19 protein-coding genes are annotated in these 21,869 nt (G+C 68.5%); 10 read left to right on the forward strand and 9 right to left on the reverse strand.

Going from position 1 to position 21,869, the window contains the following annotated elements; all coding sequences use genetic code 11:
• Positions 1 to 29: 29 nt before the first annotated feature.
• From IHD13_RS07375 to IHD13_RS07400, 6 genes are all read right to left on the reverse strand, one after another.
• Positions 30 to 467, reverse strand: coding sequence for a universal stress protein (locus tag IHD13_RS07375; protein ID WP_195860393.1), 438 nt, complete (start codon positions 465 to 467; stop codon positions 30 to 32).
• A gap of 90 nt (positions 468 to 557) precedes the next feature.
• Positions 558 to 1,616 (reverse strand): TIGR01620 family protein, encoded by a 1,059-nt coding sequence (locus IHD13_RS07380; protein ID WP_195860394.1) that lies wholly within the window; start codon positions 1,614 to 1,616, stop codon positions 558 to 560.
• Positions 1,617 to 1,737: 121 nt separating this feature from the next.
• On the reverse strand, positions 1,738 to 3,117 hold the full coding sequence (locus IHD13_RS07385) for a YcjX family protein (protein WP_195860395.1): 1,380 nt from the start codon (positions 3,115 to 3,117) through the stop codon (positions 1,738 to 1,740).
• 29 nt (positions 3,118 to 3,146) lie between these two features.
• Positions 3,147 to 4,325 (reverse strand): MFS transporter, encoded by a 1,179-nt coding sequence (locus IHD13_RS07390; RefSeq protein ID WP_195860396.1) that lies wholly within the window; start codon positions 4,323 to 4,325, stop codon positions 3,147 to 3,149.
• A 129-nt stretch (positions 4,326 to 4,454) separates the two neighbouring features.
• Entirely contained in the window at positions 4,455 to 6,050 is a 1,596-nt protein-coding gene (locus tag IHD13_RS07395) for a solute:sodium symporter family transporter (RefSeq protein ID WP_195860397.1), read from the reverse strand.
• 166 nt (positions 6,051 to 6,216) lie between these two features.
• On the reverse strand, positions 6,217 to 6,396 hold the full coding sequence (locus tag IHD13_RS07400; protein ID WP_195860398.1) for a hypothetical protein: 180 nt from the start codon (positions 6,394 to 6,396) through the stop codon (positions 6,217 to 6,219).
• A 110-nt stretch (positions 6,397 to 6,506) separates the two neighbouring features.
• Here IHD13_RS07400 and IHD13_RS07405 point away from each other — a divergent pair, with 110 nt between their 5' ends.
• Positions 6,507 to 7,055, forward strand: coding sequence for a DUF924 family protein (locus IHD13_RS07405; RefSeq protein ID WP_195860399.1), 549 nt, complete (start codon positions 6,507 to 6,509; stop codon positions 7,053 to 7,055).
• Between the two features lie 54 nt (positions 7,056 to 7,109).
• Complete coding sequence (locus tag IHD13_RS07410; RefSeq protein WP_195860400.1) at positions 7,110 to 7,352, forward strand: GlsB/YeaQ/YmgE family stress response membrane protein; 243 nt, start codon at positions 7,110 to 7,112, stop codon at positions 7,350 to 7,352.
• An 81-nt stretch (positions 7,353 to 7,433) separates the two neighbouring features.
• Here the strand turns inward: IHD13_RS07410 and gabT are convergent, their stop codons facing one another.
• From gabT to IHD13_RS07425, 3 genes are all read right to left on the reverse strand, one after another.
• Complete coding sequence (gabT, locus tag IHD13_RS07415; protein ID WP_195860401.1) at positions 7,434 to 8,732, reverse strand: 4-aminobutyrate--2-oxoglutarate transaminase; 1,299 nt, start codon at positions 8,730 to 8,732, stop codon at positions 7,434 to 7,436.
• 34 nt (positions 8,733 to 8,766) lie between these two features.
• Entirely contained in the window at positions 8,767 to 10,212 is a 1,446-nt protein-coding gene (locus IHD13_RS07420) for an NAD-dependent succinate-semialdehyde dehydrogenase (RefSeq protein ID WP_195860402.1), read from the reverse strand.
• A gap of 139 nt (positions 10,213 to 10,351) precedes the next feature.
• A complete protein-coding gene (locus IHD13_RS07425) occupies positions 10,352 to 11,242 on the reverse strand; it encodes a LysR family transcriptional regulator (RefSeq protein WP_195860403.1) in 891 nt (296 codons plus the stop codon).
• Positions 11,243 to 11,335: 93 nt separating this feature from the next.
• Between IHD13_RS07425 and IHD13_RS07430 the strand changes: the two genes are divergently transcribed.
• From IHD13_RS07430 to IHD13_RS07465, 8 genes are all read left to right on the forward strand, one after another.
• Complete coding sequence (locus IHD13_RS07430; protein ID WP_195860404.1) at positions 11,336 to 12,775, forward strand: aldehyde dehydrogenase family protein; 1,440 nt, start codon at positions 11,336 to 11,338, stop codon at positions 12,773 to 12,775.
• A gap of 10 nt (positions 12,776 to 12,785) precedes the next feature.
• A complete protein-coding gene (locus tag IHD13_RS07435; RefSeq protein ID WP_195860405.1) occupies positions 12,786 to 13,775 on the forward strand; it encodes a dipeptidase in 990 nt (329 codons plus the stop codon).
• A 65-nt stretch (positions 13,776 to 13,840) separates the two neighbouring features.
• Positions 13,841 to 15,433: a BCCT family transporter gene (locus IHD13_RS07440; RefSeq protein ID WP_195860406.1), complete on the forward strand. Its 1,593-nt coding sequence runs from the start codon at positions 13,841 to 13,843 to the stop codon at positions 15,431 to 15,433.
• Positions 15,426 to 17,183, forward strand: a complete 1,758-nt coding sequence (locus IHD13_RS07445) for a hypothetical protein (RefSeq protein WP_195860407.1) — start codon at positions 15,426 to 15,428, stop codon at positions 17,181 to 17,183. The genes IHD13_RS07440 and IHD13_RS07445 overlap by 8 nt, the downstream gene beginning before the upstream one ends.
• On the forward strand, positions 17,180 to 17,947 hold the full coding sequence (locus IHD13_RS07450; RefSeq protein ID WP_195860408.1) for a DUF3726 domain-containing protein: 768 nt from the start codon (positions 17,180 to 17,182) through the stop codon (positions 17,945 to 17,947). Before IHD13_RS07445 ends, IHD13_RS07450 begins: the two co-directional genes overlap by 4 nt.
• 14 nt (positions 17,948 to 17,961) lie before the next feature.
• On the forward strand, positions 17,962 to 18,354 hold the full coding sequence (locus IHD13_RS07455) for a RidA family protein (RefSeq protein WP_195860409.1): 393 nt from the start codon (positions 17,962 to 17,964) through the stop codon (positions 18,352 to 18,354).
• A gap of 101 nt (positions 18,355 to 18,455) precedes the next feature.
• A complete protein-coding gene (locus IHD13_RS07460; RefSeq protein WP_195860410.1) occupies positions 18,456 to 20,915 on the forward strand; it encodes a DUF1266 domain-containing protein in 2,460 nt (819 codons plus the stop codon).
• Between the two features lie 206 nt (positions 20,916 to 21,121).
• Positions 21,122 to 21,745, forward strand: a complete 624-nt coding sequence (locus IHD13_RS07465; RefSeq protein ID WP_230086189.1) for a C40 family peptidase — start codon at positions 21,122 to 21,124, stop codon at positions 21,743 to 21,745.
• Positions 21,746 to 21,869 lie beyond the last annotated feature (124 nt).

A 21,869-nucleotide genomic window follows, 5' to 3' on the forward strand; every position in this document is an offset into this window, starting at 1 on the left:
GGCGCCCTATCGGCTTACCTGGAGGGGGCTTAGCGGATGGTGATTACGCCACACTTGGCGCTGTGCATCACCTTGTGGGAGACGCTGCCCATCACCAGGCCGGCCAGATCGCCCAGGCCGCGACTGCCCAGCACGATGGTGTCGACCCCCAGGGTCTTGGCCTTGCTGAGGATGGTGCGGGCCGGTTCGCCCTGACCCAGATGGGTCTCGACCTTGGCCACGCCCAGCTCCTTGGCCTGGGCCTCGGCCCGTTCGATCACCTGCTTGCCGGCGGCCTCCAGGTCCTGGCGGCTGGCCTCGATGGCGATGGCACCGATGCCCCACACCAGGGTGGTCTCGTGGGCCAGGGACTCGGGGATATGCAGGATATGCAGGGTGGTCTCCCCCTGGGCCAGCTGACAGGCCAGCTCCAGGGCCTTCTTGCCGTTCTCGGAACCATCCACGGCAACCAGCAGTGACTTGTACATGGAACCTCTCCTTTCTCGTCGGGGACTTCGCCGTCTCGCGGCGCTTGGTATCCATCCTAGGCCATCTTCGCCGGCGTGGCTTGACCAGGATCAACTCCCGGGCGTCTTGTCGCCGGCGTCCTGGGTTTCCAGGCGGCGCAGGCGCTGCCAGACATCCCGGCGCAGGTCCTTGAGGCGCGGCGCCTCGCTCTCGGCGAAGGCCAGGGGACGGGCCAGGCGCTGGGTACGCAGGCCGAGGCGGGCACTGAGCAGCCCGATTCCCAGCCCCTGGGCGCCGCGCAGCGAGATGCGCCCCGCCAGGTTCATCGACACCAGTTCCATGCCCGCCTCGCTGGCCAGCTCGCTGGCGCCGGCGAAGGCCATGTTGTAGAGCACCGCCCGCAGCAGGCGCAGGCGGCTGGCGTAGCCCAGCTCCAGGCCGTAGAGGCGGGCCAGGCGATCCACCAGGGCCAGGTTGCGCCAGGCGACCAGGGCCATGTCCACCAGGGTCAAGGGGCTCAGCGCCACCATCACCGCGGTGTCACCGGACATTCGCGAGATCAGCCGTCGCGCCTCCCGGTCGCGGGGGGCCAGCAGGTGGTGGGCCAGCAGCACCGCGGTCTCGGCGCCGTCATGGTGAGGCGCCCGGGCGGCCAGGTAGCCCCGCCAGTGGGGATGGTCGTCGTCGAGGCCGAGCTGGTGACGCAGCCGCTCCGCCAGAGCCTGGGCCTCCGTCGGGCCGGCCTGGGGGAGGGCCTCCAGGGCCTCGCGCAGCCGGTCATGGCGGCGCAGTCGCCTGAGTCGCCACAGCTCCCGGCCCAGGGCCGTGCCCCCCAGCCCCAGGGCCAGCAGCAGCAAGAGGCTCCAGCCGCCGGCCAGCCAGTCGCCGCCGAGGCTGGCCCGATAGAGGGTCTGGGCGCCCTCCAGGGCCCCCAGGCCCAGGGCACCGCCGAGCAGGGTCAGCAGGCCCCAGCGGCGCTTGCGCGGCCGGGCCAGGCCGGCATCGAGCACCGCCTCGGCACGGCCCACCTCGTCACGGCCCGGCTCGGCCGACTCGTCCAGGGGGCGGCCGGCGTCGAGATCCTCGAAACGCTGCCCGGGGCGGGGATCGCCCCGGGCCGGAGGCGTCTCGTCGAGGGAAAAGCGCTTTCCGGGGCGCGGGTCACTCATGGGCCAGTCTCTTGCTCGCAGTCATGGCCGGGCACTGTCGCCGCTTGGCGGCGGGCGGCTCGTCGAGGGAAAAGCGTTGTCCCGGGCGCGGGTCACTCATGGGCCAGTCTCTTGTTCGCAGTCATTGCAGCTTGTCGCCCAGGAGCCAGTCCAGGGCGGCATCGAGGCGCAGATGGGGCAGGGCGCCGCCATCGATCACCGGGGGGCGAAAGGCCGGGAAGTCGAAGCCCTGGCGCGTCCAGAAATCGTGCTCCGGCAGGCGTGCCGGGACCTCGCCGGGAAACAGCAGGGCCTCCTCGCCGTTCAGCAGGGTACCGCGCAGGGCGGGGCTGGTGGTGCCCTGGCGGGTCACCTCCCGGGGCTCGGTGGCGCGGATGGCGGCCAGGGAGAGCCCCTTGACCGGCACGTCGGCGAAGCGCAGCTCCTTGAGGGGCTCCGCCAGCAGCGCCTCCAGCAGGGCGACCAGGCGCGGGTGCTGCTCCGGGGTGACATGGTCGGCCTTGGTGGCGGCGATGGCCAGGCGGTCGATGCGCGGCGCGAAGAGCCGGTTCATCAGACTGCGCTTGCCGTAGTCGAAGCTCTGCATCAGGGTGCCCAGCGCCCGGGCCAGGTCGTCGAAGCGCTCCGGGCCGGCGGCCAGGGCGCCGAGCAGGTCGACCAGCACGATCTGCCGGTCGAAGCGGCGGAAATGCTCCCGGTAGAAGGGCTTGACGATCTTCTGCTGGTAGTGGCGAAAGCGCCGGGCCAGGGTGGCCAGGTTGCTCTCGGGGGCCGGCTTGGCGGGGGTGTCGTCGAGGCCGGGCAGCGGGAAGAACTGCAGCACCGGGGCGCCTTCGAGGTCGCCGGGAAGCAGGAAGCGCCCCGGTTGCAGGTCGGCGAAGCCCGCTTCCCGGGCCGAGCGCAGCCCCTCGGCATAGCGCCCGGCGAGCTCGGCCAACTGGGCCTCCTCGGCGGGGGCCGCCGGGTCGAGTTCGGCCACCGCCGCCAGCCAGGCGGCGAAGTGCTCGCGTCGTGCCGGCCCCAGGCCCTGCCACTGGGCCCGGCTCCAGCTGGCGTAGTCGTGGCCCAGCAGCGGCAGGTCGAGCAGCCATTCGCCCGGGTAGTCGAACAGGTCCAGGGTCAGCTGGCGGGTCTCGCCGCCCAGCAGGCCGCGCCGGGCGGGGCGGTAGCGGATCAGCAGGCGCAGCTCGCTGATGCCCCGGGTCGGCTCCGGCCAGCGCGGCGGCGTCTCGGTGAGGGCCGCCATGGCCGGGTCATAGGGGAAGCGGGGCACCGAGAGGTCACCTTGATCGACCCGTCGGGCCCCCAGCAGGCGCCCCTCCCGAGCGGCGGGTAGCAGGTCGAGGCGCGCCTCCAGGCCGGCATGACGCAGCTGGTTGACCAGGGAGGTGAGGAAGGCGGTCTTGCCGGCCCGGGAGAGGCCGGTGACCGCCAGTCGCAGCTGGCGGTCACGGCCCCGGTCGAGCAGGTCCTGAAGGTTGCGGGCCGAGGGCGGTCGCATGAGCGTTCTCGTGGCTGGGCGTGGCTGGGTCAGTCACTAATGTGGGGATCCGGGGCCGGCTTGGCAAGGCGTTGCCAGGCCAGGGCCGCCGCCGGCAGCAGGCACAGGGGCAGCAGCCAGGCGTTCAGTGCGGCCCAGCCCAGGCCGGCGACCAGGGGGCCGGCGAGCAGGGCGGTGAGGGTCACGGTGGAGAAGACCAGGAATTCGTTGGCGGCCTGGGTGCGGGCCTTCTCGGCGGGGCGGTAGGTCTCGGTGAGCAGGCCGGTGGCGGGCAGGAAGGTGAAGTTCCAGCCCAGCCCGAGCAGGATCAGCCCCAGGTGGAAGCCCATCACCCCGGCCTCCACCTGGGCCACCAGGGCGCTGGCGGCGAGCAGCAGGCAGCCGGCGAGGATCATGCGCGGGGCGCCGAAGCGGCCGGTCAGGCGGCCGGTGACGAAGGAGGGCAGGAACATGGCCACCACGTGCCACTGAATGGTCGCGGCGACATGATCGAAGTGGTGGCCGGCGCCGGCCATGGCCAGGGGCGTGGCGGTCATGGCCAGGTTCATCACCCCGTAGCCGATCAGCGCCGCGGTGACGGCGACGACGAAGCCCGGCTGGCGCAGGATGGTGCCCAGGGGACGGGCGGGCCCCTCGCCATGGGTGGCCGCCGGTGGCGGCAGGCGCAGCAGGACGATCAGCGCCAGGGCCAGCAGGTAGAGGGCGCCGAGGCCCAGGAAGCTGCCCAGGAAGGGGGTATCGGCCAGCTCGCGGCTGGTGCGGGCCAGCCAGGGACCGAAGAAGGCCGCCAGCACCCCGCCGCCCATCACCAGGCCGATGGCCCGGTCGCGCAGCGCCGCCGGGGCCGCCTCCACGGCGGCGAAGCGGTAGAGCTGGCCGAAGCCGATACCGATGCCGATCAGCCAGGTTCCCAGCATAAAGAGCAGGAAGTGCTCGGCCACCAGGGCCTGGGCCGCCACCGCCACGCCACTCAGCCCCAGCAGGTTGCCGAGCACGAAGCCGCGCTTGCGGCCCAGCTTCGCCATCAGCAGGGAGGCGGGGATGGTGGCGCACATCAGCCCCAGCCACTGGGTGGCCACCGGCGCCGTGGCCCAGGCGGGGCCGGGCGCCAGGCTGGCGCCGATCAGCGGCGAGACGGCGATCAGGAGGATATTGCCGCTGACCAGCAGGGCCTGGCACAGCGACAGCAGGGTGACGGTAAGGGGCATGACGACATTCCTTTGCGTGCTAAGGCTTCCAGTCTGGCCTCCCGGGCACGGCGCGGCAAGGGCCGAGAACGACCTGGCCCCGCGCGGAGCGGGGCCAGGTCGTAGCAGCGCTCAATGCCAGGTGGGAGCCTAGCCGGCGAAGGCGCCGTAGAGCAGGATCACCAGGACCACCAGCACCACCGCCGAGGGCACGGCACCCTTCCAGGGGGTCAGGTCCACCTCGCCGCTGTCCTCGTGGACCCAGGGGGTGGGGCGGGGGCGCAGCTTGCCGATCAGCAGCATCACCGCCACCAGCAGCACGAAGACCGCCGCCACGAAGTGGAACTCGTGCATGATCCCCGGCAGCTTGTCGAAGGGCGGCACGAAGTAGCCCGCGGCGATCAGCAGGCAGCCCCCCACCAGGGCGACCTTGGCGGCCATGGCCGGCACCCGCTTGGTCAGCAGGCCCACCAGCACCACCGCCAGCAGCGGGATGAAGTAGATGGCGTTCATCTTCTGCAGGTAGCCGAAGAGGCTCTCCTGGCCCGCCAGCAGCGGGGCGATGGTCATGGTGGTCAGGGCCATGATCCAGCCGAACACCTTGCCCGACTTGACCACCTGCTCCTCGCTGGCGTCCTTCTTCAGCACGCCCTTGTAGATGCCCAGGCTGAAGATGGTGGTGGTGCTGTTGAGCGCCGAGTTGAAGGAGGAGAGGATGGCGCCGACCATCACCGCGGCGAAGAAGCCGGTGAGGTAGGGAGGCAGGACGTTGAACACCAGGTGGCCATAGGCCTCGTCGGCGCGCACGCCCTGGTCCGCATAGAGGTGGTAGGCGATGATCCCCGGCAGCACCAGGTAGAGGGGGCCGAGCAGCTTGAAGGCACCGGTGAGCAGCACGCCCTTCTGGCCCTCGGCGAGGTTCTTGGCGGCGAAGGTGCGCTGGATGATCTGCTGGTTGGTGGTCCAGTAGAAGAGGTGCAGCAGCAGCACGCCGGTGAAGACGGTGGAGAAGGGCACCTGCTGTTCCGGGCCACCGATGGAGTTGAGCTTCTGGGGGTCGCTGGCCTTGAGGATCTCCCAGCCCGCCAGCACGCCCTCACCGCCGCTGACCGCCTGCAGGCCCACATAGACGATCAGGAAGCCGCCGATCAGCAGCCCCACGCCGTTGAGGGTGTCGGAGACCGCCACGGTGCGCAGGCCGCCGAACAGGGCATAGAGGGCGCCGATGATGCCGACGACCCAGACCGTCAGCCACAGCAGGGTGGTGGTGGACTGAATGCCGGTAAGGCCGGGCAGGTCGAGCATGCCCTGCAGGCCCATGGCGCCGGAGTAGAGGATGATCGGCAGCAGGATCACCGCGTAGGCGATCAGGAAGATGATATTGGCGATCAGCTGGGTGCCGTTATCGAAACGGATTGCCAGCAGCTGGGGCAGGGTGGCGATGCCGCTTCTCAAAAAGCGCGGCAGGAAGAACAGCGCCAGGGCCACCAGGGCGAGTACCGCGATCACCTCCCAGGCCATGACGCTGAGGCCGTCGCTGAAGGCGGCGCCATTGAGGCCCACCATCTGCTCGGTGGAGAGGTTGGTCATCAGCAGCGAGCCGGCGATCAGCGGGAAGGTGAGGCTGCGCCCGGCCAGGAAGTAGCCGCGGGTGCTGTCGTGATCGTCGCGGCGGGTCAGCCACCAGGTGATCAGGGCCACCAGGCCCGTGAAGAAGAGGAAGGAGACTAGGGTCAGGGCGTGCATGGAAGAATCCTTGCCGTTGAACGGCTCCCTTGGGGGAGTGTTTGTGTAATTTTACTAGGTGGCAGGGATTCTACGGCGCGAAGGTCCGCGCCTCATTAGACGAAAGTCGAGATTTTATTGGTAGTTTGTTGGTTTTGTTACAACAAAGAAATGTGTCTCTGCCGGATCAGGTCAGTGGGAAGAGTTGTGCCAGCATGGGGGCGGCGGCGATCACGAAGCCCGTCACGGCGATGCCATAGCCCAGCAGGCGCCGGCGTCGGGCCAGGGTCAGGCCCAGCAGGCAGATCACCAGCCCCAGCAGATTGAAGAGAAAGGTGGCCATTTCCAGGGTATCTTGGGGGGACATCAGGGCTCCTCGGCGTATTGTCCATCGCGCTGCTAGGCTGGATTGTCTCGGGCCTAAGGAGTCTACCGATTACCACGGCCCTGCCAAGGGCCCCGGTCAAGGAGAGACGCATGAGCATCGAATCATCCCGGGCGGTACTGAGCTTCTGGTTCGAGACCCTGACGCCGAGCCAGTGGTTCGCCAAGGACGCGGCCCTGGATCGCCGTATCGCCGAGGCCTTCGGCGAGACCCTGGTCGCGGCGAGTCGTGGCGAGCTCTGGGAGTGGCGCGAGACCGCCGAGGGACGCCTGGCGGAGATCCTGGTGCTCGATCAGTTCTCGCGCAATATTCACCGCGACTCGCCCGGGGCCTTCGCCCAGGACCCCCAGGCCCTGGTGCTGGCCCAGGAGGCGGTGGCTCGGGGCGCGGACCAGTCCCTGGCGGTGCCCTGGCGGGCCTTCCTCTATATGCCCTATATGCACAGCGAGTCCCTGGCGATCCATGATCAGGCGGTGCGGCTGTTCGACCAGCCGGGGCTGGAGGAGAACCTGCGCTTCGAGCATCGTCACCGGGAGATCATCGTGCGTTTCGGGCGCTATCCGCATCGCAATGCCATCCTGGGGCGGCAATCCACCCCGGAGGAATTGACCTTCCTGAAGGAACCCGGCTCGGCGTTCTGACGTCGAAGTCGACTTCATCGCTGAAAATCCTCGGATCATACAAGGAGTTTGCTTATGGGCTTGATCGCCTGGTTGATTATCGGTGGGCTGGCCGGCTGGATCGCCGGCCATGTGATGCGCGGCGGCGGCTTCGGGCTGTTCGGCAATATCGGCGTGGGCATCCTGGGGGCGGTGATCGGCGGCTTCCTGTTCGGCCTGCTGGGCCTGCAGTCAGGGGGCTTTATCGGCTCCCTGGTGACCGCCATCGTCGGGGCCGTGGTGCTGCTGTGGGGCATCAATATGCTCAGGAAGGCGTGACCGACGTCGCTCGAGCACCACAAAAAACCGCCCGGCCAACTGGCCGGGCGGTTTTTTTACCACCTGCGATCGGGCAAGCCCTTAGGCGGTGGCGGAGGCCTTGCTGCCGACCACTTCCTCGAGGGCGGCCTCGACGATGTCCAGGCCCTCTTCGAGGATGGCGTCCTCGATGGTGACCGGCATCAGGAAGCGGATGGAGTTGCCCCAGAAACCGCAGGAGAGCAGGATCAGCCCCTTCTCCTTGGCCTTCTGGCACAGCTTGGCGGCCAGTTCCGGGGCCGGGGTGCGCGAGGCCTTGTCGGTGACCAGCTCGAAGGCGGCCATGGAGCCGAGGTTGCGGCAGTTGTCCACCGCCTCGAAGTCACCCTGCCACTTGGCGAAGCGTTGGGCCAGCTTGTTGCCCAGGGCGGCGCTCTTCTCGAGGATGTTCTCGGACTCGATGGCCTCGATCACCGCCAGGGCGGCGGCGCAGGCCAGGGGGTTGCCGCTGTAGGTGCCGCCCAGGGAGTTGGGGCCGGAGGCGTCCATCACCTCGGCGGTGCCCACCACCGCGGAGAGCGGCATGCCATCGGCCATGGACTTGGCCATGGTCATGATGTCGGCCTCGATGCCGCTGTGCTCCAGGGCGAACAGCTTGCCGGTACGACCGAAGCCGGACTGCACCTCGTCGGCGATCAGCAGGATGCCGTGCTCGTCACACAGCTTGCGCAGGGCCTGGAGGAAGGCCGGGGAGGCGGCGTAGAAGCCCCCTTCGCCCTGCACCGGCTCGATGACGATGGCGGCGGTGCGATGCGGCGCGATATCGGTCTTGAAGAGGGTCTTCAGGGCCTTGAGGGAGTCCTCCTCGCTGATGCCGTGGTAGGGCACCGGGAAGGGGGCGCGGAAGACATCGCCCGGCATGGGGCCGAAGTCGTTCTTGTAGGGCAGCACCTTGCCGGTCATGGCCAGGGTCATGAAGGTACGGCCGTGGAAGCTGCCGTCGAAGCAGATGATGCCGCTGCGGCCGGTGGCGGCGCGGGCGATCTTGACGGCGTTCTCCAGGGCCTCGGCGCCGGTGTTGACCATCATGCTCTTGGCCTCGCCCTTGACCGGAGTCAGTTGGCAGAGCTTCTCGGCCAGCTGCACATAGGGGGCGTAGGAGATCACGGTCTGACAGGTGTGCATCAGCTTGTCGAGCTGGGCCTTGACCGCCTCGACCACCTTGGGATGGCGGTGACCCAGGTTGAGTACGCCGATGCCGCCGGCGAAGTCGATGTAGCGCTTGCCCTCGACATCCCACAGCTCGGCGTTTTCGGCACGCTCGACGAACTGGGGAGAGGGGCTGGCGGCACCCTTGGCCACGTAGCGCTGCTTGAGCTCGTTGAGTTGAGCGTTATTCATGAGAAAGCCTCCTTTGGGTCGATGGGGCGTGCGCTTACAGGCCGCCGATACACACATACTTTAGTTCAGTAAAGTCCTCGAGACCGTGCCGCGAGCCTTCGCGACCCAGGCCCGACTCCTTGACGCCACCGAAGGGGGCCAACTCCGTGGAGAGGATGCCCTCGTTGACCGCCACCATGCCGTACTCCAGTCCCTCCATCACGTTCCAGATGCGGCGATAGTCGCGGGCGTAGAAATAGGCGGCCAGGCCGAACTCGGTGGCGTTGGCCATGGCGATGGCTTCCTCGTCGGTGTCGAAGCGGAACACCGGCGCCAGGGGGCCGAAGGTCTCCTCGGTGGCCACCTTCATCTCGGTGGTCACGTCGGCGACCACGGTGGGCTGGAAGAAGGTGCCGCCCAGTGCATGGGGTTCGCCGCCACAGATCAGGCGACCGCCCTTGTCGAGGGCATCGCGCACATGGCTCTGCACCTTCTCGACGGCGGCCATGTTGATCAGCGGGCCCTGGGAGACGCCCTCTTCCAGGCCGTTGCCGACCTTGAGCTGGGCGACCCGGGCCGCCAGCTTCTCGAGGAAGGCCTCGTAGACGCCGGCCTGCACCAGCACCCGGTTGGTGCACACGCAGGTCTGGCCGGAGTTGCGGTACTTGGAGGCCACGGCGCCTTCCACGGCGGCGTCCAGGTCGGCGTCGTCGAAGACGATGAAGGGCGCGTTGCCGCCCAGCTCCATGGCCGCCTTCTTGACGGTGCCGGCACACTGGGCCAGCAGTTTCTTGCCCACCGGGGTGGAGCCGGTGAAGGAGACCTTGCGCACCCGCGGGTCGGTGGTCAGTACCTCGCCGATGGCGGCCGGCTTCTCGGCGGTCACCACGTTGAGCACGCCGGCGGGCAGGCCGACCTGCTCGCCCAGGCGCACCAGGGCCAGGGCGGTCAGCGGGGTGGCCTCGGCGGGCTTGATCACCACCGGGCAGCCGGCGGCCAGGGCCGGGGCGCACTTGCGGGTGATCATCGCCAGCGGGAAGTTCCAGGGGGTGATGGCGGCCACCACGCCGATCGGCTCGCGCAGCACCAGGATGCGCTTGTCGACGCCATGGCTGGGCAGGGTCTCGCCGGCCATGCGCTTGGCTTCCTCGGCGTAGTACTCCACGAAGGAGGCGCCGTAGGCCACCTCGCCCCGGGACTCGGCCAGCGGCTTGCCCTGTTCCTGGGTCATCAGCTGGGCCAGCGCCTCCTGGTTGGCCATGATGGCCTCGTACCAGGCGCGCAGCAGGGCGGCGCGCTCCTTGACCGGACGCTTGCGCCAGTCGGCCCAGCTCGCCTCGGCGGCGGCCACCGCCTCGCGGGCCTCGTCGGCGCCCAGGTCCGGCACGTCGGCGATCAGCTCACCGGTGGCGGGGTTGGTCACGGCGAAACGACGCTCGGCGTCGCGCCACTGGCCACCGATATAGGCCTTGGGAATCAGGAAGTCGGGCAGCACGGGCATGGCTCCTCCAGGGGGTGTTGTCATCATATTTAACGCAGTGTGCATTATTTAAAACGTCTCGCCAAGCCCTCCCCTGTTAATTATTTTGGTCGTCTGAGTGGCCCCGTGGCGACCCGGTACAGGAGGCTGCCGATGCCGTTCAGGCGCCCTCGCGCGGGGCCAGCTGCGCCATCAGGTGGGCCTGCATGGCTTCGGCGGCGGGGGAGAGGCTCTGCCTGGAGCGTCGCAGCAGGCCGATGCGGCGTTCCAGGCGTGGCTCCGCCAGGGGAACGAAGCGCAACCGCTCATGCTCTTCCTGGAAGGCCAGGCGCGGCAGGGTGGTGATACCGATGCCCGCCTCGAGCATGGCGGTCAGGGAGATCATGTTGGAAATATATAACGTGCTTCGGCCAAGCAGCTCGGCGGCGGGAGAGCCCTCCAGCAGTCGCGAGGTGCCATTGCGGATCAGCGGGTGCCCCGCCAGCGCCTGCCAATGCAACGACTCGTGCCGGGCCAGGGGGTGATCGTCGCGGCACACCACTCCCACCTCATCGCCCAGCAGGGGAGTGAAGTGCAGCGCCTCGTCGGGCAGCCACAGGCTGGTGATGCCGAGTTCCACCTCGCCCTTGAGTACCATCTGGTTGACCCCCTCGGAGTGGTTGTCCTGGAGGCTGATCTCGATGCCGGGATGGTCGCGGACGAAGCTGGCCAGGAGGCTGGGCATCAGGCGGCTGGCCACCGAGGGCACGGCGGCGATATCCACCCGTCCCCGCTGTTGGCTGGCCAGGGCCAGGGCGGCCTGACAGAGGCGGTCGTGATGGGCCACCAGCTCACGGAAGCGCGGTTCGCACCACTGCCCGAAGGGCGTCAGCAACGCCTTGCCGTTGCCCTTCTCGAACAGCGCCTGGCCTAGCCTGGCCTCCAGGTCGCGCACCGCCATGGAGAGGGCCGGTTGGCTGCGGTGCAGCTGCTTGGCGGCGGCATGGAAGCCGCCCTGGTCGACGATGGCCAGCACATAACGCAGGGGCTGGAGCTTGAGTTCCGGCAACATGGTAAGAGTCTCTGATCAAATTATCTGAATTATTGATTATCCTTATCTTGGTGGCTCTCCTAGGATGACGTCAACGTCATTCAGGAGGTCACCATGTCTGCCAAGCACTCCCTTTATATTGCCGGTCAGTGGGTCGAGGGCGAGAGCACCATCGCCAATCACAGCCCCTCGGATCGCCAGGACCTGATCGGTCACTTCGCCCAGGCCAGCATGGCCCAGGTAAACGAGGCCATCGCCGCGGCGAGGCGAGGCCAGCGCGAATGGGCCAAGAGCGGCCTGGAGCAGCGCTATGGGCTGCTGATGGCCATCGGCGACGAACTGATGGCCCGCAAGGAGGAGTTGGGACGCCTGCTCTCCCGGGAGGAGGGCAAGCCGCTGGCCGAGGGGATCGGCGAGGTGGGACGCTCGGCGCAGTTCTTCCACTATTATGCCGCCGAGGTGCTGCGCCAGATCGACGAGCGGGTCGACTCGGTGCGTCCCGGGGTCGAGGTGGAGACCCGCCGCGAGCCGGTCGGCGTGGTGGGGGTGATCAGCCCCTGGAACTTCCCCATGGCCACGGCAGTATGGAAGATCGCCCCGGCGCTGGCCTTCGGTAACGCGGTAGTCTTCAAGCCGGCCAACCTGGTGCCCGCCAGCGCCTGGGCGCTGACCGAGATCATCAGCCGCCAGGCCCTGCCCGCCGGTACCTTCAACCTGGTGATGGGCGCCGGCGGCAGCGTCGGCGAGGCGCTGATCTCGAGCCCCGAGATCGATGCCCTGACCTTCACCGGTTCCCTCGAGGTGGGGCGCCGGGTGGCGGCGGCCACCGCCGGCAACCTGGTCAAGTGCCAGCTGGAGATGGGCTCCAAGAACGCCCTGATCGTCGCCGCGGACGCCGACCTCGACCTGGCCGTGGAGGCCGCCTTCAATGGCGCCTACTCCGGTACCGGGCAGAAGTGCACCGCCTCGTCACGCCTGATCGTTCATGAGGCCGTGCATGACGCCTTCGTCGAGAAGCTGGTGGCCCGCCTGGCCAGCGCCAAGGTGGGGCCGGCCCTGGAGGAGGGCGTGCAGATCGGGCCGGTGGCCGAGGCCCGCCAGCTCGAATCCAACCTGGCCTGGGTCGAGCGCGCCAAGGCAGACGGCGCCACCCTGGCCTTCGGCGGCCAGCGCCTCGAAGGCGTCGGTGACGGCTACTTCATGGCGCCGACCCTGTTCACCGGGACCACCAACGCCATGGCCATCAACCGGGAGGAGGTCTTCGGCCCCATCGCCTGCGTGATCAAGGTCGCCGACATGGACGAGGCCATCGCCACCCTCAACGACACGAACTTCGGCCTGACCGCGGGGATCATCACCGACTCCCTGGCCCTGGCCAGCGAGTTCAAGGCCCGTGCCGAGACCGGCTGCGTGATGGTCAACCTGCCCACCGCCGGCACCGACTATCACGTGCCTTTCGGCGGTCGCAAGGACTCGAGCTTCGGCCCCCGCGAGCAGGGGCGCTACGCCCGGGAGTTCTACACCCTGGTCAAGACCTGCTACGTCAAGGCGTAAGGAGCGGAGCATGTCGCAACAGCTACTGACCGTGGATGGCCTGCAGTACTCGAACTGGTCCCGGGAGATCTTCCAGCAGATGCGCGAGGGCGGCGTCGATGCCGTCCATGCCACCCTGGTCTACCACGAGACCACCCGGGAGACCCTCTCCCGGCTGGGGGAGTGGAATCGCCGCTTCGAACAGCACGCCGACCTGATCATGCCGGTGCTGGAACCCGCCGATATCCTGCGTGCCCAGGCAGCCGGCAAGGTGGGGATCTTCCTGGGGGCCCAGAACTGCTCGCCCATCGAGGACGATATCGACATGGTGGCGGTGATGCGCCGCCTGGGCCTGCTGATCATGCAGCTCACCTACAACAACCAGAGCCTGCTGGCCTGCGGCTGCTACGAGAGCGAGGACAGCGGCATCACCCGCTTCGGCCGCCAGGTGATCCGCGAGATGAACCGGGTCGGCATGGTGATCGACATGTCCCATAGCGCCGAGCGCTCGACCCTGGAGGCGATCGAGTATTCCGAGCGCCCGGTGATCATCTCCCATGCCAACCCGAGCTTCTTCCATCCGGCCAAGCGCAACAAGTCCAACCGGGTGCTGGCGGCGATCGCCGAGAGCGGCGGCCTGCTGGGCTTTTCGGCCTACCCCTTCCACCTCAAGGACGGGCCGGACTGCACCCTGGAGGCCTACTGCGAGATGATCGCCCGCACCGTGGACCTGATGGGCATCGAGCACGTGGGCCTGGGCACCGATCTCTGCCAGGACCAGCCGGTCACGGTACTGGAGTGGATGCGCAACGGTCGCTGGTCCAAGGAGATGGACTATGGCGAGGGCAGTGCCGGCAACGCCGGCTGGCCGAGGCCGCTGCCCTGGCTGCGCGACAGCCGCGACTTTCCCCTGCTGATCGAGGGCCTGCGTCGCCACGGTTTCGCCGAGGCGGAGGTCGAACGAATCATGGGGCGCAACTGGGTGGCGCTGCTGGAGCGAGCCGCCACGCCCGCCGGCTAGGCGCTAAGCCCCCGTCATATCACGCCAGCCTTTTCCGATAACAACAGACAACGAGGCAACCCTTTATGAGCAGTCAACTCGACTCATCGGCCAGCCCGGCTGCCGCCACTCGATCGGCCCAGGGCCTGGGCGATCCCGTCGTCCTCGGCCTGAGCGGCGGCTTTATCGTGCTCTTCGTGGTGCTCTCCCTCTATGACATGGAGGGGGTGGCCAACGCCATCGGCGCCGGTTTCGCCTGGACCGCCGCGGTGCTCGGCTCCTACTTCCAGCTGCTGCTGTTGTTGACCTTCTTTATCGCCATGGGGCTGGCGGTCTCGCCGGCGGCCAGTGCCAAGGTGGGCGGTCGGGACACCCCGGAGCTGAGCACCTTCAAGTGGCTCTCGATCATCATGTGTACCCTGCTGGCCGGGGGCGGGGTCTTCTTCGCCGCCGGCGAGCCGGTCTACCACTTCGTGGTCACGCCGCCGGCCTTCGAAGCCGAGGCGGGGACCGTGGAGGCGGTAGCCGGTGCCCTGGCTCAATCCTTCATGCACTGGGGCTTCCTGGCCTGGGCGGTGCTGGGCTCCCTGACCGCCGTGGTGCTGGCCTACTGGCACTATGACCGGGGCCTGCCGCTGCAGCCGCGGACCCTGCTCTACCCGGTACTGGGCGAGCGGTTGATGCGTGGCTGGGTCGGCGGCGTGGTGGATGCCTGCTGCGTGATCGCCGTGGTGGCGGGCACCGTGGGCCCCATCGGCTTCCTGGCGACCCAGGTCAGCTTCGGCCTGCACGAGCTGTTCGGGGTGGGGGCGGGTTATGCCACCCAACTGGCCATCCTCGGGGTGCTGGGGGCGGTCTATGTCACCTCGGCGGCCACCGGCATTCATCGCGGTATCCAGCTGCTGAGTCGCTTCAATGTCTTCCTGGCCCTGGCCATCGCCGCGGTCATCTTCCTGTTCGGTCCCACCCTCTTCCTGACCAACGCCTACCTGCAGGGCTTCGGCGAGTACCTGAGTTCCTTCCTGGCCATGGCCACCATGACCTCGGAGACCGCCCCGGCCTGGTGGATGCAGTGGTGGACGGTGTTCTTCTTCGCCTGGTTCATCGGCTACGGCCCCTTGATGGCGATCTTCGTGGCGCGCATCTCCCGGGGGCGCACCATTCGCCAGATGATCCTGGCGGTGGCGGTCATGGCGCCCATCGCCACCACGGTCTGGTTCACCCTGCTGGGGGGCTCGGGGATCCACTACCAGCTCAGTGGCGTGATCGACCTCGGCGAGGCCCTCAACAACTTCCAGTTCGATGTGGCGACCCTCACCGTGGCCCAGGCGCTGCCCGGCGGCACCCTGATGGCCCTGGCGATCCTGCTGCTGACCACCATCTTCGTGGCCACCACCGGTGACTCCATGAGCTATGCCATCGCCGTGGTCTGCACCGGCCACGATCGGCCGCATACCGGGGTGCGAGTCTTCTGGGGCGTCGCCATGGCACTGATGGCGGCCATCCTGCTCTATATGGGGGCCGGGCAGATCGGCGTGCTCCAGCAGTTCATCGTGATCACCGCGATCCCCGTTTCCCTGGTACTGCTGCCCTCACTGTGGCTGGGGCCCCAGGCGGCCTATGCCATGGCCCGGCAGCAGGGCCTGACCACTCGTCCCAAGGTGATCGACAATGACTAATCGGGATCTTGCCTTGGCTCCCCTGAGCCTGAGGCCCGCCGATGAGGTGATGCGCCTGGAGCGCCTGGGCAGCCTGCACGCCTGTCGACTGAGTTTCGTGCGCACCCTGATGCGTCAGATGGGCCGTCAGCGCTGGCAGATCAGCCGGGTACGCTTCGACCTCGACAACGATGGGCATGGCACCGCCATCTACCGGTTACAGACGCCCCATGGTCGCTATCACGGGGTGATGTTCGCCCAGCCGCTGGAGGACGAGCGGCGCTCCGATCGGGTGATCGCCGAAGCCTGGGACGTCACCTTCGGCCTGGTGGAGGGCGACGTGGATGACGGCCTGCTGGCGCAGATGGCCGCCAATGTGCCGCTGCAGGAGGCGGGGCGCCAGCATCCGCGGGTGCTGGTGCTGTCCCGGGCCAACAAGAGCCTGCGCAACTTCGCCCACTTCGTCGATGCCCTGGCCCGGGGCGAGCAGCCCGACCCCGCCTGGCTGACCCGGGTCGGCTACCTCTATCGCACCACCGCGGTCTACGGCAACGGCAAGTTCGGCATCGCCGACTTCGCCCGCCTGCACGACAACCCCGATTTCCGTCGCCCCTTCTCGGCGCAGATGGCCGGGGTCTACCTGCTGCGCCACTTCTCCATCGAGCAGGTGGAGCACCTGGCCGCCTGTCGGGCCCCCGAGACCGCCTGCCCCCTGGCCACCGAGCTGCGCCGCTACCTGGGCATCGGCAACTCCACCGGGCTCGGCATGGCGCCCTTCCTGATCAACCATCCGCAACTGATCGCCCAGTGGGTGACCCAGCGGGAAACGGCCCTGGCCCTGACCCTGTGTCGAGTGCCCGAGGAACGCGACCGGGAGCGGTTGATCGCACTGACCCGCCGCGCCATGCGGCATCTGGCCGAGACGGTCACCGAGGACGCCGAGCAGAGTGCGCGCAATGCCGCCAGCGTGGCCGCCCTGCCGGATGTCCTCTCCTGGTTGGCCAGCGTGCCCCTGGAGCCCGACCTCTGGGCCCAGCTGGTGGCCTGGGGGGCGCGGACCCTGCCCCTGGAGGCCCAGGAGCTGATCCATACGCTGCTGATCGAGCTCTATCCGGAGCTGGTCGACCCCCTGGAAGAGCAGATGGGCGTCGAGGAGAACCTGGACCTCGAACCGGACATGCCGTTGATGCGCCTGTGTCAGCTGATCGAGACCCACTATGGCTGGGCGCTGGATCACGACTACGCGAGCCACGAGGGGGCCTACTGGTTCTGGTATCGCTCCGCCGAGAAGGAGGAGCCCCGCCTGGGGGTGCGCCACGCCGAACCCGGCGCCGAGAAGGAGATGCCCATCGCCATCGGCCCCCGGGTGGCGCACAGCCACCGGGTGATCCGCGATTTCCTGGAGGGAGCGCCCCGCGCCAAGGTGGTCGACTTCCTGCTCGAGCACCCGCGCCACAAGGAGATCGTGCGCCGCATCCAGAGTCTGGTGAAGGCGCCCTACGGCGACATTCACGCCAATCTCTGGCATCGCGACATGCAGCCCATGCACCTGCTGCGCGCCAAGCTGGCCTTCTTCGGCGCCAGTCGCTTCGATCCCAAGTCGGATCGCTGGGTGCGCATCACCCTCTTCCAGGGCGCGCCCCTGGTCGAGGAGCTCAATGCCGAGCCGGAGGATCTTGGCGACTTCGATGACTGGAGTTTCCCCCTGGAACCCCGCCACGAGGGCGGGACCGTGCGCCCCCAGTCGGTATCGGGAGAGGTATCCGCATGAAGGTGTCATTCAACGAATTGCAAGGCCTGTGCCGCAAGGCCTTCGGAGGCATCGGCTTCGAGGAGGGCGATGCCGCCGATGCTGCCGACATGGTGGCCTGGATGCAGTGTCACGGCTTCAACGGCGTCGATCAGCTCAATCGCGGCCTGGATTTCCTGCTCGCCGAGGACCCCGAGGCCCTGCCCCGGGTGATCTACCAGGATGGTGACCTGGCGGTGCTGGATGGCCAGGGGCATAGCGTGCTGCGCAGCATCAGCCTGGCCACCGAACTGGGCTATGCCAAGGCCCGGGCCCGGGGGCTCTCGGTGGTGAAGATTCGCCGCTGCCACAATCGCCAGCTGATCATGGGCTACCTGGCGCGCCTGGCCGGGCGCGGCATCAATATCACCGCCTTCTGGCGCAATGCCCAGGAGCCGCTCACCGAGCAGGTGGTGGGCTTCCGTGCCGGCCATGCCACCCCGGAGGTGCGGGTCTACTCGGTACGCGAGGTGCCCGAGGAGAACGAGCCCAATGACGGCATCACCCTGGTGATGGCCAACCACGTGGAGCTGCTGCCCTCCCTGGGCGCCGACCACGACCTCGACCTGCTGGCCCGTCACTCGGAGTCGGAGCTGCTGGCCTGCCGCCAGCGAGCGCTGCAGGACGGCATCGAGGTGGATGACGCCATCTGGGCACGACTCAAGACCCTGGCCCATCGCCTGCTGGTGGAAGCCAGCGAGGCTTCCCGAAGCGGCGCCGGTGCCGGCGTCAACGACAACGACTGAGTGAGCGAGACCCCATGATTCACCCCGTAAGCACCGACCTCTTCGCCGCCAAGGCGCCCCTGGAGTGGGCCGTCATCGGCAATGGCATCCTCTTCACCGCCCAGATTCCGATCGGCGCCGATGGCGCCGTGGTGGAGGGCGGCATCGAGGCCCAGGCCCGCCAGACCCTGGACAACCTGCGCCATACCCTGGCAAGCGCCGGGGCCGGCATGGCGGACCTGACCCAGGTACTGATCTATGTCACCCGACGCGAGGACCTGGCCACGGTCAATCGCCTCTATGCCGACTACGTCACGGCCCCTTACCCCAACCGCGCCGCCATCATCGTCTCCGGCTTCGCCCGGGAGGAGATGCTGGTGGAGATGGTCGCCTATGCCGCCGTGGAGGCGCCGCTGCCCGCCCGATGATGTGAAGAGGCTCACCGGATGATGTCACGCCATCGGCGCCGCCGCCGCTTTCCGCTACACTAGGCGCCGATTGCGATTGCATATGAGTGTCGAGGTGAGCCTTGGTTGATCCCCTGAACGCCTGGTGGGCCCAGCAGCTGGTGTTGTGCGGTTGGGCCTTCGAGCCCGATCCCACCGTCGTGGATGCCTCAATGGCGGCGACGCGTCTCGCCGAACTGGGCTGTGCCGATCGCGGCGAGCTGGGCTGGCGCCTGGTGGCCGCCCTGGTGCCCGGGGCGGAGAATGCCGCCGAGCAGCTCGCCGCCCTGGAACTGCTGGCGCTGGCGACCGCCGCCGGTTGGCTGCCCGAGGCCCGGGCGCGGGCCTGGGTGCGCTCCCTGGCGGAGAGCATCAGTGCGCACCATGGCCGCCTCGATGACTGGCTGCAGGCGGTGATGCATGCGCGCAGCGCCGAGGGCTGGGTGCGCGGCGATGATGGGCTCTTCGAGGCCTGCGAGGCCCTGGCGCTGCTGGAGCACCAGGGGGAGGGCATCACCTGGGAACGCCTCGCCGAGACCCTGGCGCGGCGCTCGCCGTCGGTGTCGCTGTGGCCGGAGGCCCCCGAGGAGTCGGTGTGGCGGCTGCGGGCCGCCTTCTCGCCGGTGGTGGCCCTGCCCCCGGCGGCGGGCATCGACTGGCCCGAGGCCCAGGCCTGGCTGCGCGAGATGTGGAAGGTCGAGCATCGTGACGACCTGTTGCGCCTGTTGCTGTGGCTGAGCGCCCAGGGCGACCGCTACGGCTGGGACCTGGACGCCAGCAAGCTCCTCGATCGGGCTCCCGAGGGGCGCCGCCAGTGGCTCGATGGCCTCGGCGAGGGGCTCCCCTACGGCCAGGTGCTGCTCGGTTTCCTCGACCGCGGCGAGCCCCTGGAGTGGGCGGCCTGGGACTGGATGCGGCTGATCGACCTGGCCTATGCGGGCTGGAGCCTGGAGTGGCTCGACGCCGAGGAGGCCCAGGCCTTCGCCGTGCATGCCGCCGGCCTCCTGCACCATCGCTACAGCGACTGGCTGGCCCTGGTCACCGCCTACCAGCGCGGCCGCAGCCTCTACGAGGGGCGTGACGGCATGGGCGAGCTGGAGCGTGACTGGGGGCTGCTGTTGCATTCGCCGGGCTCCCCCTGGCGTTATGACCTGCACGCCCTGATCGACGAGAGCCAGCAGCAGGCCGCCACCGCGGCATTGCGTGCCTGGCGCCGTGATCCCCGTCACTGGGTATTGAGCCTGGCGGCGGTACGCGAACCCGACCTGCTGTTTCGCCAGGGCCCCGATCTCGCCCTGGACGAGGCGCGTCGGGACGATGCCCGTCACTACCTGCGCGAGAGCCTGGGGCTCTATCCGGAGGATGGCGTGGCGGGCCTGGCCCGCTACTGGCTGCCCGCCCAGGCGCACCACCTCAATCAGCTGGCGGCGGATGCCCAGCACCAGGCGCTGCCCGCCCTGGAGACCCCCTTCGGGCGCCCCGCCGCGGAGGCGGTGACCCTGCGCGAGCGGCTCAAGGGCTGCGGTCGCCACGCGGCGACCATTCATATGGCCGAGAAGTATGCGTTCTACCTGCAGATGGCCATGGACAGCGGCGACTTCGAGGCCGCGGGGCTGGCTGGGCTGGCGGAGTCGTTGCGCAGCGTGCTGTGCCGCTTCTATCCTACGCCGCGCCGACTGCTGGAGGCCTGGGCCCAGTGGGAACAGGCACTGCCCGAAGGGGAGCAGCCGCCCATGCGTCACGAGATCCGCTGGCATCTGGAGGATCCCGGCAGCCCCTTCCACTACCTGGACTGGCAGGCCTCGGACTGGCAGGAGCCGGGGCCGCGCCCCGACCTGACCCGTTTCACCGCCCTCTCCCTGGTGGGGCCGCTGAATGCCGGGGCCTGGAGCGAGCCGCTGCCGGAGAGCCCCCGGGAGGTGGCGGCGATCCGCGAGTGGATCGACGGTCACTATGGCCTGCAGAGCGCCGAGGGGCTGCGCGACTTCCTCGATTTCCTGCTCGCCTCCGGGGATCGTCAGGAGTACCAGATCAACTACGCTCCCTACACCCTGAACGCCAAGCGCCTGGAGGCGGAGATCGCCATCCTCGAGTCCGATGACTGTGGCGAGGAGGAGCGCAATCACCTGCTGCGCCTGCAGCGGGTACGTGATAACGATGCCGGCTGCAACGAGGTGGACATGACCGCCTGGGATATCGCCCAGGTGGTCGACCTGGCCATCGCCGGGCGACAGCTGGCCTGGCTGGATGCCGAGGCCTTCGGCGAGGTGCTCGACCGGGCCCTGGGCCTGGCCCAGAGCCACTACTCGGGCTGGGAGAGCTATGCCCGCGGTCTCTATGCCGGCTTCGCCTTCTTCATGGGCGAGACCGAGGAGCGGGAGCAGTACCTGACCAGCTTCCGCGAGGCCCTGGTGGCCTGGCTCAGCGGCGCGCCGCCACTGGCCGGCAGCTGGGCCAGTCTCGACTTCCCCGGGGCGCGGCCTCGCCACTGGGCGCCCATGCATATCGATACATTGCCCGGGGATGCCCGCACCCTACATTAACGGGGTGCTTCCCAAGCCTCTGAAAGATCGACTATAGTCGTTAGCATTTTGGCGCCGTCCCTACCTGTCGGGGGGCGGCTCATCCGCAGGGCCCGACAGGCCGCTATGGCAGGGGCGCCCGAGGGGCACCCCTGCCATAGCGACGCCCTCCGGCTGGTGCCGGGAGGCTGGGGTCAAGGAGTGATTTCAAGGAGCGAAGTGTCGCTATGAGTCAGGGTACCTGGCCCCGGAGGGGACTGCGTCTGGCCGGCATGGGGTTGTCACTGTGGCTGTTGGCGGGCTGTGCCTCGGCGCCCCGGGATGCTTCCGGGACCGGGGAGCAGGCCTATTTCGATCGCTCGATGCCCTCCCTGGCCGACGGCGCCCTGATGTCGCCGGCGGAACGGGGCGCCTACCTCGGCTTTGCCAACCCGGCCCTGGCCCGGGTCCGTCAGGCACTCCTCGATGCCCATGAGCGCTGGGTGGGCACGCCCTACCGACTGGGGGGCAGCTCGCCCAGGGGCATCGATTGCTCGGCCCTGGTGCAGCGGGTCTTCCAGGATAACTTCCGTATCGAGCTGCCGCGCACTACCGATGCCCAGGTTCGCGAAGGCACCCCGGTGGCCAGGGACGAACTGCTGGTGGGCGATCTGGTCTTCTTCCGCCCCCCTGGGCCCTACAACCATGTCGGGATCTATGTGGGGGAGGGCTACTTCCTGCACGCCTCCACCTCCCAGGGGGTGATCCTCTCCGAGCTGGATAACGTCTATTGGCGTCGCCACTACTGGCAGGCCCGGCGCCCCATGGAGCCCGCCCAGCTCGCCCAGCGCACCCGCTGGTTCGACTCCTGAGCCACCCCCGCTGCGCCGGGAGCTGTAAGCCTTAAGCTTGAAGCTGGGAGAAAAAACCGCTCCGAGGTCCTGCCTCGGAGGCGGTGTCATTTAGGCTGCTATCCAGCTTCCAGCTTCCAGCTTC

The sequence above is a fragment of the Halomonas sp. 328 genome, assembly GCF_015645095.1.
In the GTDB taxonomy this organism is placed as follows: domain Bacteria; phylum Pseudomonadota; class Gammaproteobacteria; order Pseudomonadales; family Halomonadaceae; genus Bisbaumannia.

Excerpts from the sequence above, each read along its gene's own strand:
- IHD13_RS07375 (WP_195860393.1), bottom strand. The coding sequence starts at position 467 with ATGTACAAGTCACTGCTGGTTGCCGTGGATGGTTCCGAGAACGGCAAG.
- IHD13_RS07380 (WP_195860394.1), bottom strand. The coding sequence starts at position 1,616 with ATGAGTGACCCGCGCCCCGGAAAGCGCTTTTCCCTCGACGAGACGCCT.
- IHD13_RS07385 (WP_195860395.1), bottom strand. The coding sequence starts at position 3,117 with ATGCGACCGCCCTCGGCCCGCAACCTTCAGGACCTGCTCGACCGGGGC.
- IHD13_RS07390 (WP_195860396.1), bottom strand. The coding sequence starts at position 4,325 with ATGCCCCTTACCGTCACCCTGCTGTCGCTGTGCCAGGCCCTGCTGGTC.
- IHD13_RS07395 (WP_195860397.1), bottom strand. The coding sequence starts at position 6,050 with ATGCACGCCCTGACCCTAGTCTCCTTCCTCTTCTTCACGGGCCTGGTG.
- IHD13_RS07400 (WP_195860398.1), bottom strand. The coding sequence starts at position 6,396 with ATGTCCCCCCAAGATACCCTGGAAATGGCCACCTTTCTCTTCAATCTG.
- IHD13_RS07405 (WP_195860399.1), top strand. The coding sequence starts at position 6,507 with ATGAGCATCGAATCATCCCGGGCGGTACTGAGCTTCTGGTTCGAGACC.
- IHD13_RS07410 (WP_195860400.1), top strand. The coding sequence starts at position 7,110 with ATGGGCTTGATCGCCTGGTTGATTATCGGTGGGCTGGCCGGCTGGATC.
- gabT (WP_195860401.1), bottom strand. The coding sequence starts at position 8,732 with ATGAATAACGCTCAACTCAACGAGCTCAAGCAGCGCTACGTGGCCAAG.
- IHD13_RS07420 (WP_195860402.1), bottom strand. The coding sequence starts at position 10,212 with ATGCCCGTGCTGCCCGACTTCCTGATTCCCAAGGCCTATATCGGTGGC.
- IHD13_RS07425 (WP_195860403.1), bottom strand. The coding sequence starts at position 11,242 with ATGTTGCCGGAACTCAAGCTCCAGCCCCTGCGTTATGTGCTGGCCATC.
- IHD13_RS07430 (WP_195860404.1), top strand. The coding sequence starts at position 11,336 with ATGTCTGCCAAGCACTCCCTTTATATTGCCGGTCAGTGGGTCGAGGGC.
- IHD13_RS07435 (WP_195860405.1), top strand. The coding sequence starts at position 12,786 with ATGTCGCAACAGCTACTGACCGTGGATGGCCTGCAGTACTCGAACTGG.
- IHD13_RS07440 (WP_195860406.1), top strand. The coding sequence starts at position 13,841 with ATGAGCAGTCAACTCGACTCATCGGCCAGCCCGGCTGCCGCCACTCGA.
- IHD13_RS07445 (WP_195860407.1), top strand. The coding sequence starts at position 15,426 with ATGACTAATCGGGATCTTGCCTTGGCTCCCCTGAGCCTGAGGCCCGCC.
- IHD13_RS07450 (WP_195860408.1), top strand. The coding sequence starts at position 17,180 with ATGAAGGTGTCATTCAACGAATTGCAAGGCCTGTGCCGCAAGGCCTTC.
- IHD13_RS07455 (WP_195860409.1), top strand. The coding sequence starts at position 17,962 with ATGATTCACCCCGTAAGCACCGACCTCTTCGCCGCCAAGGCGCCCCTG.
- IHD13_RS07465 (WP_230086189.1), top strand. The coding sequence starts at position 21,122 with ATGAGTCAGGGTACCTGGCCCCGGAGGGGACTGCGTCTGGCCGGCATG.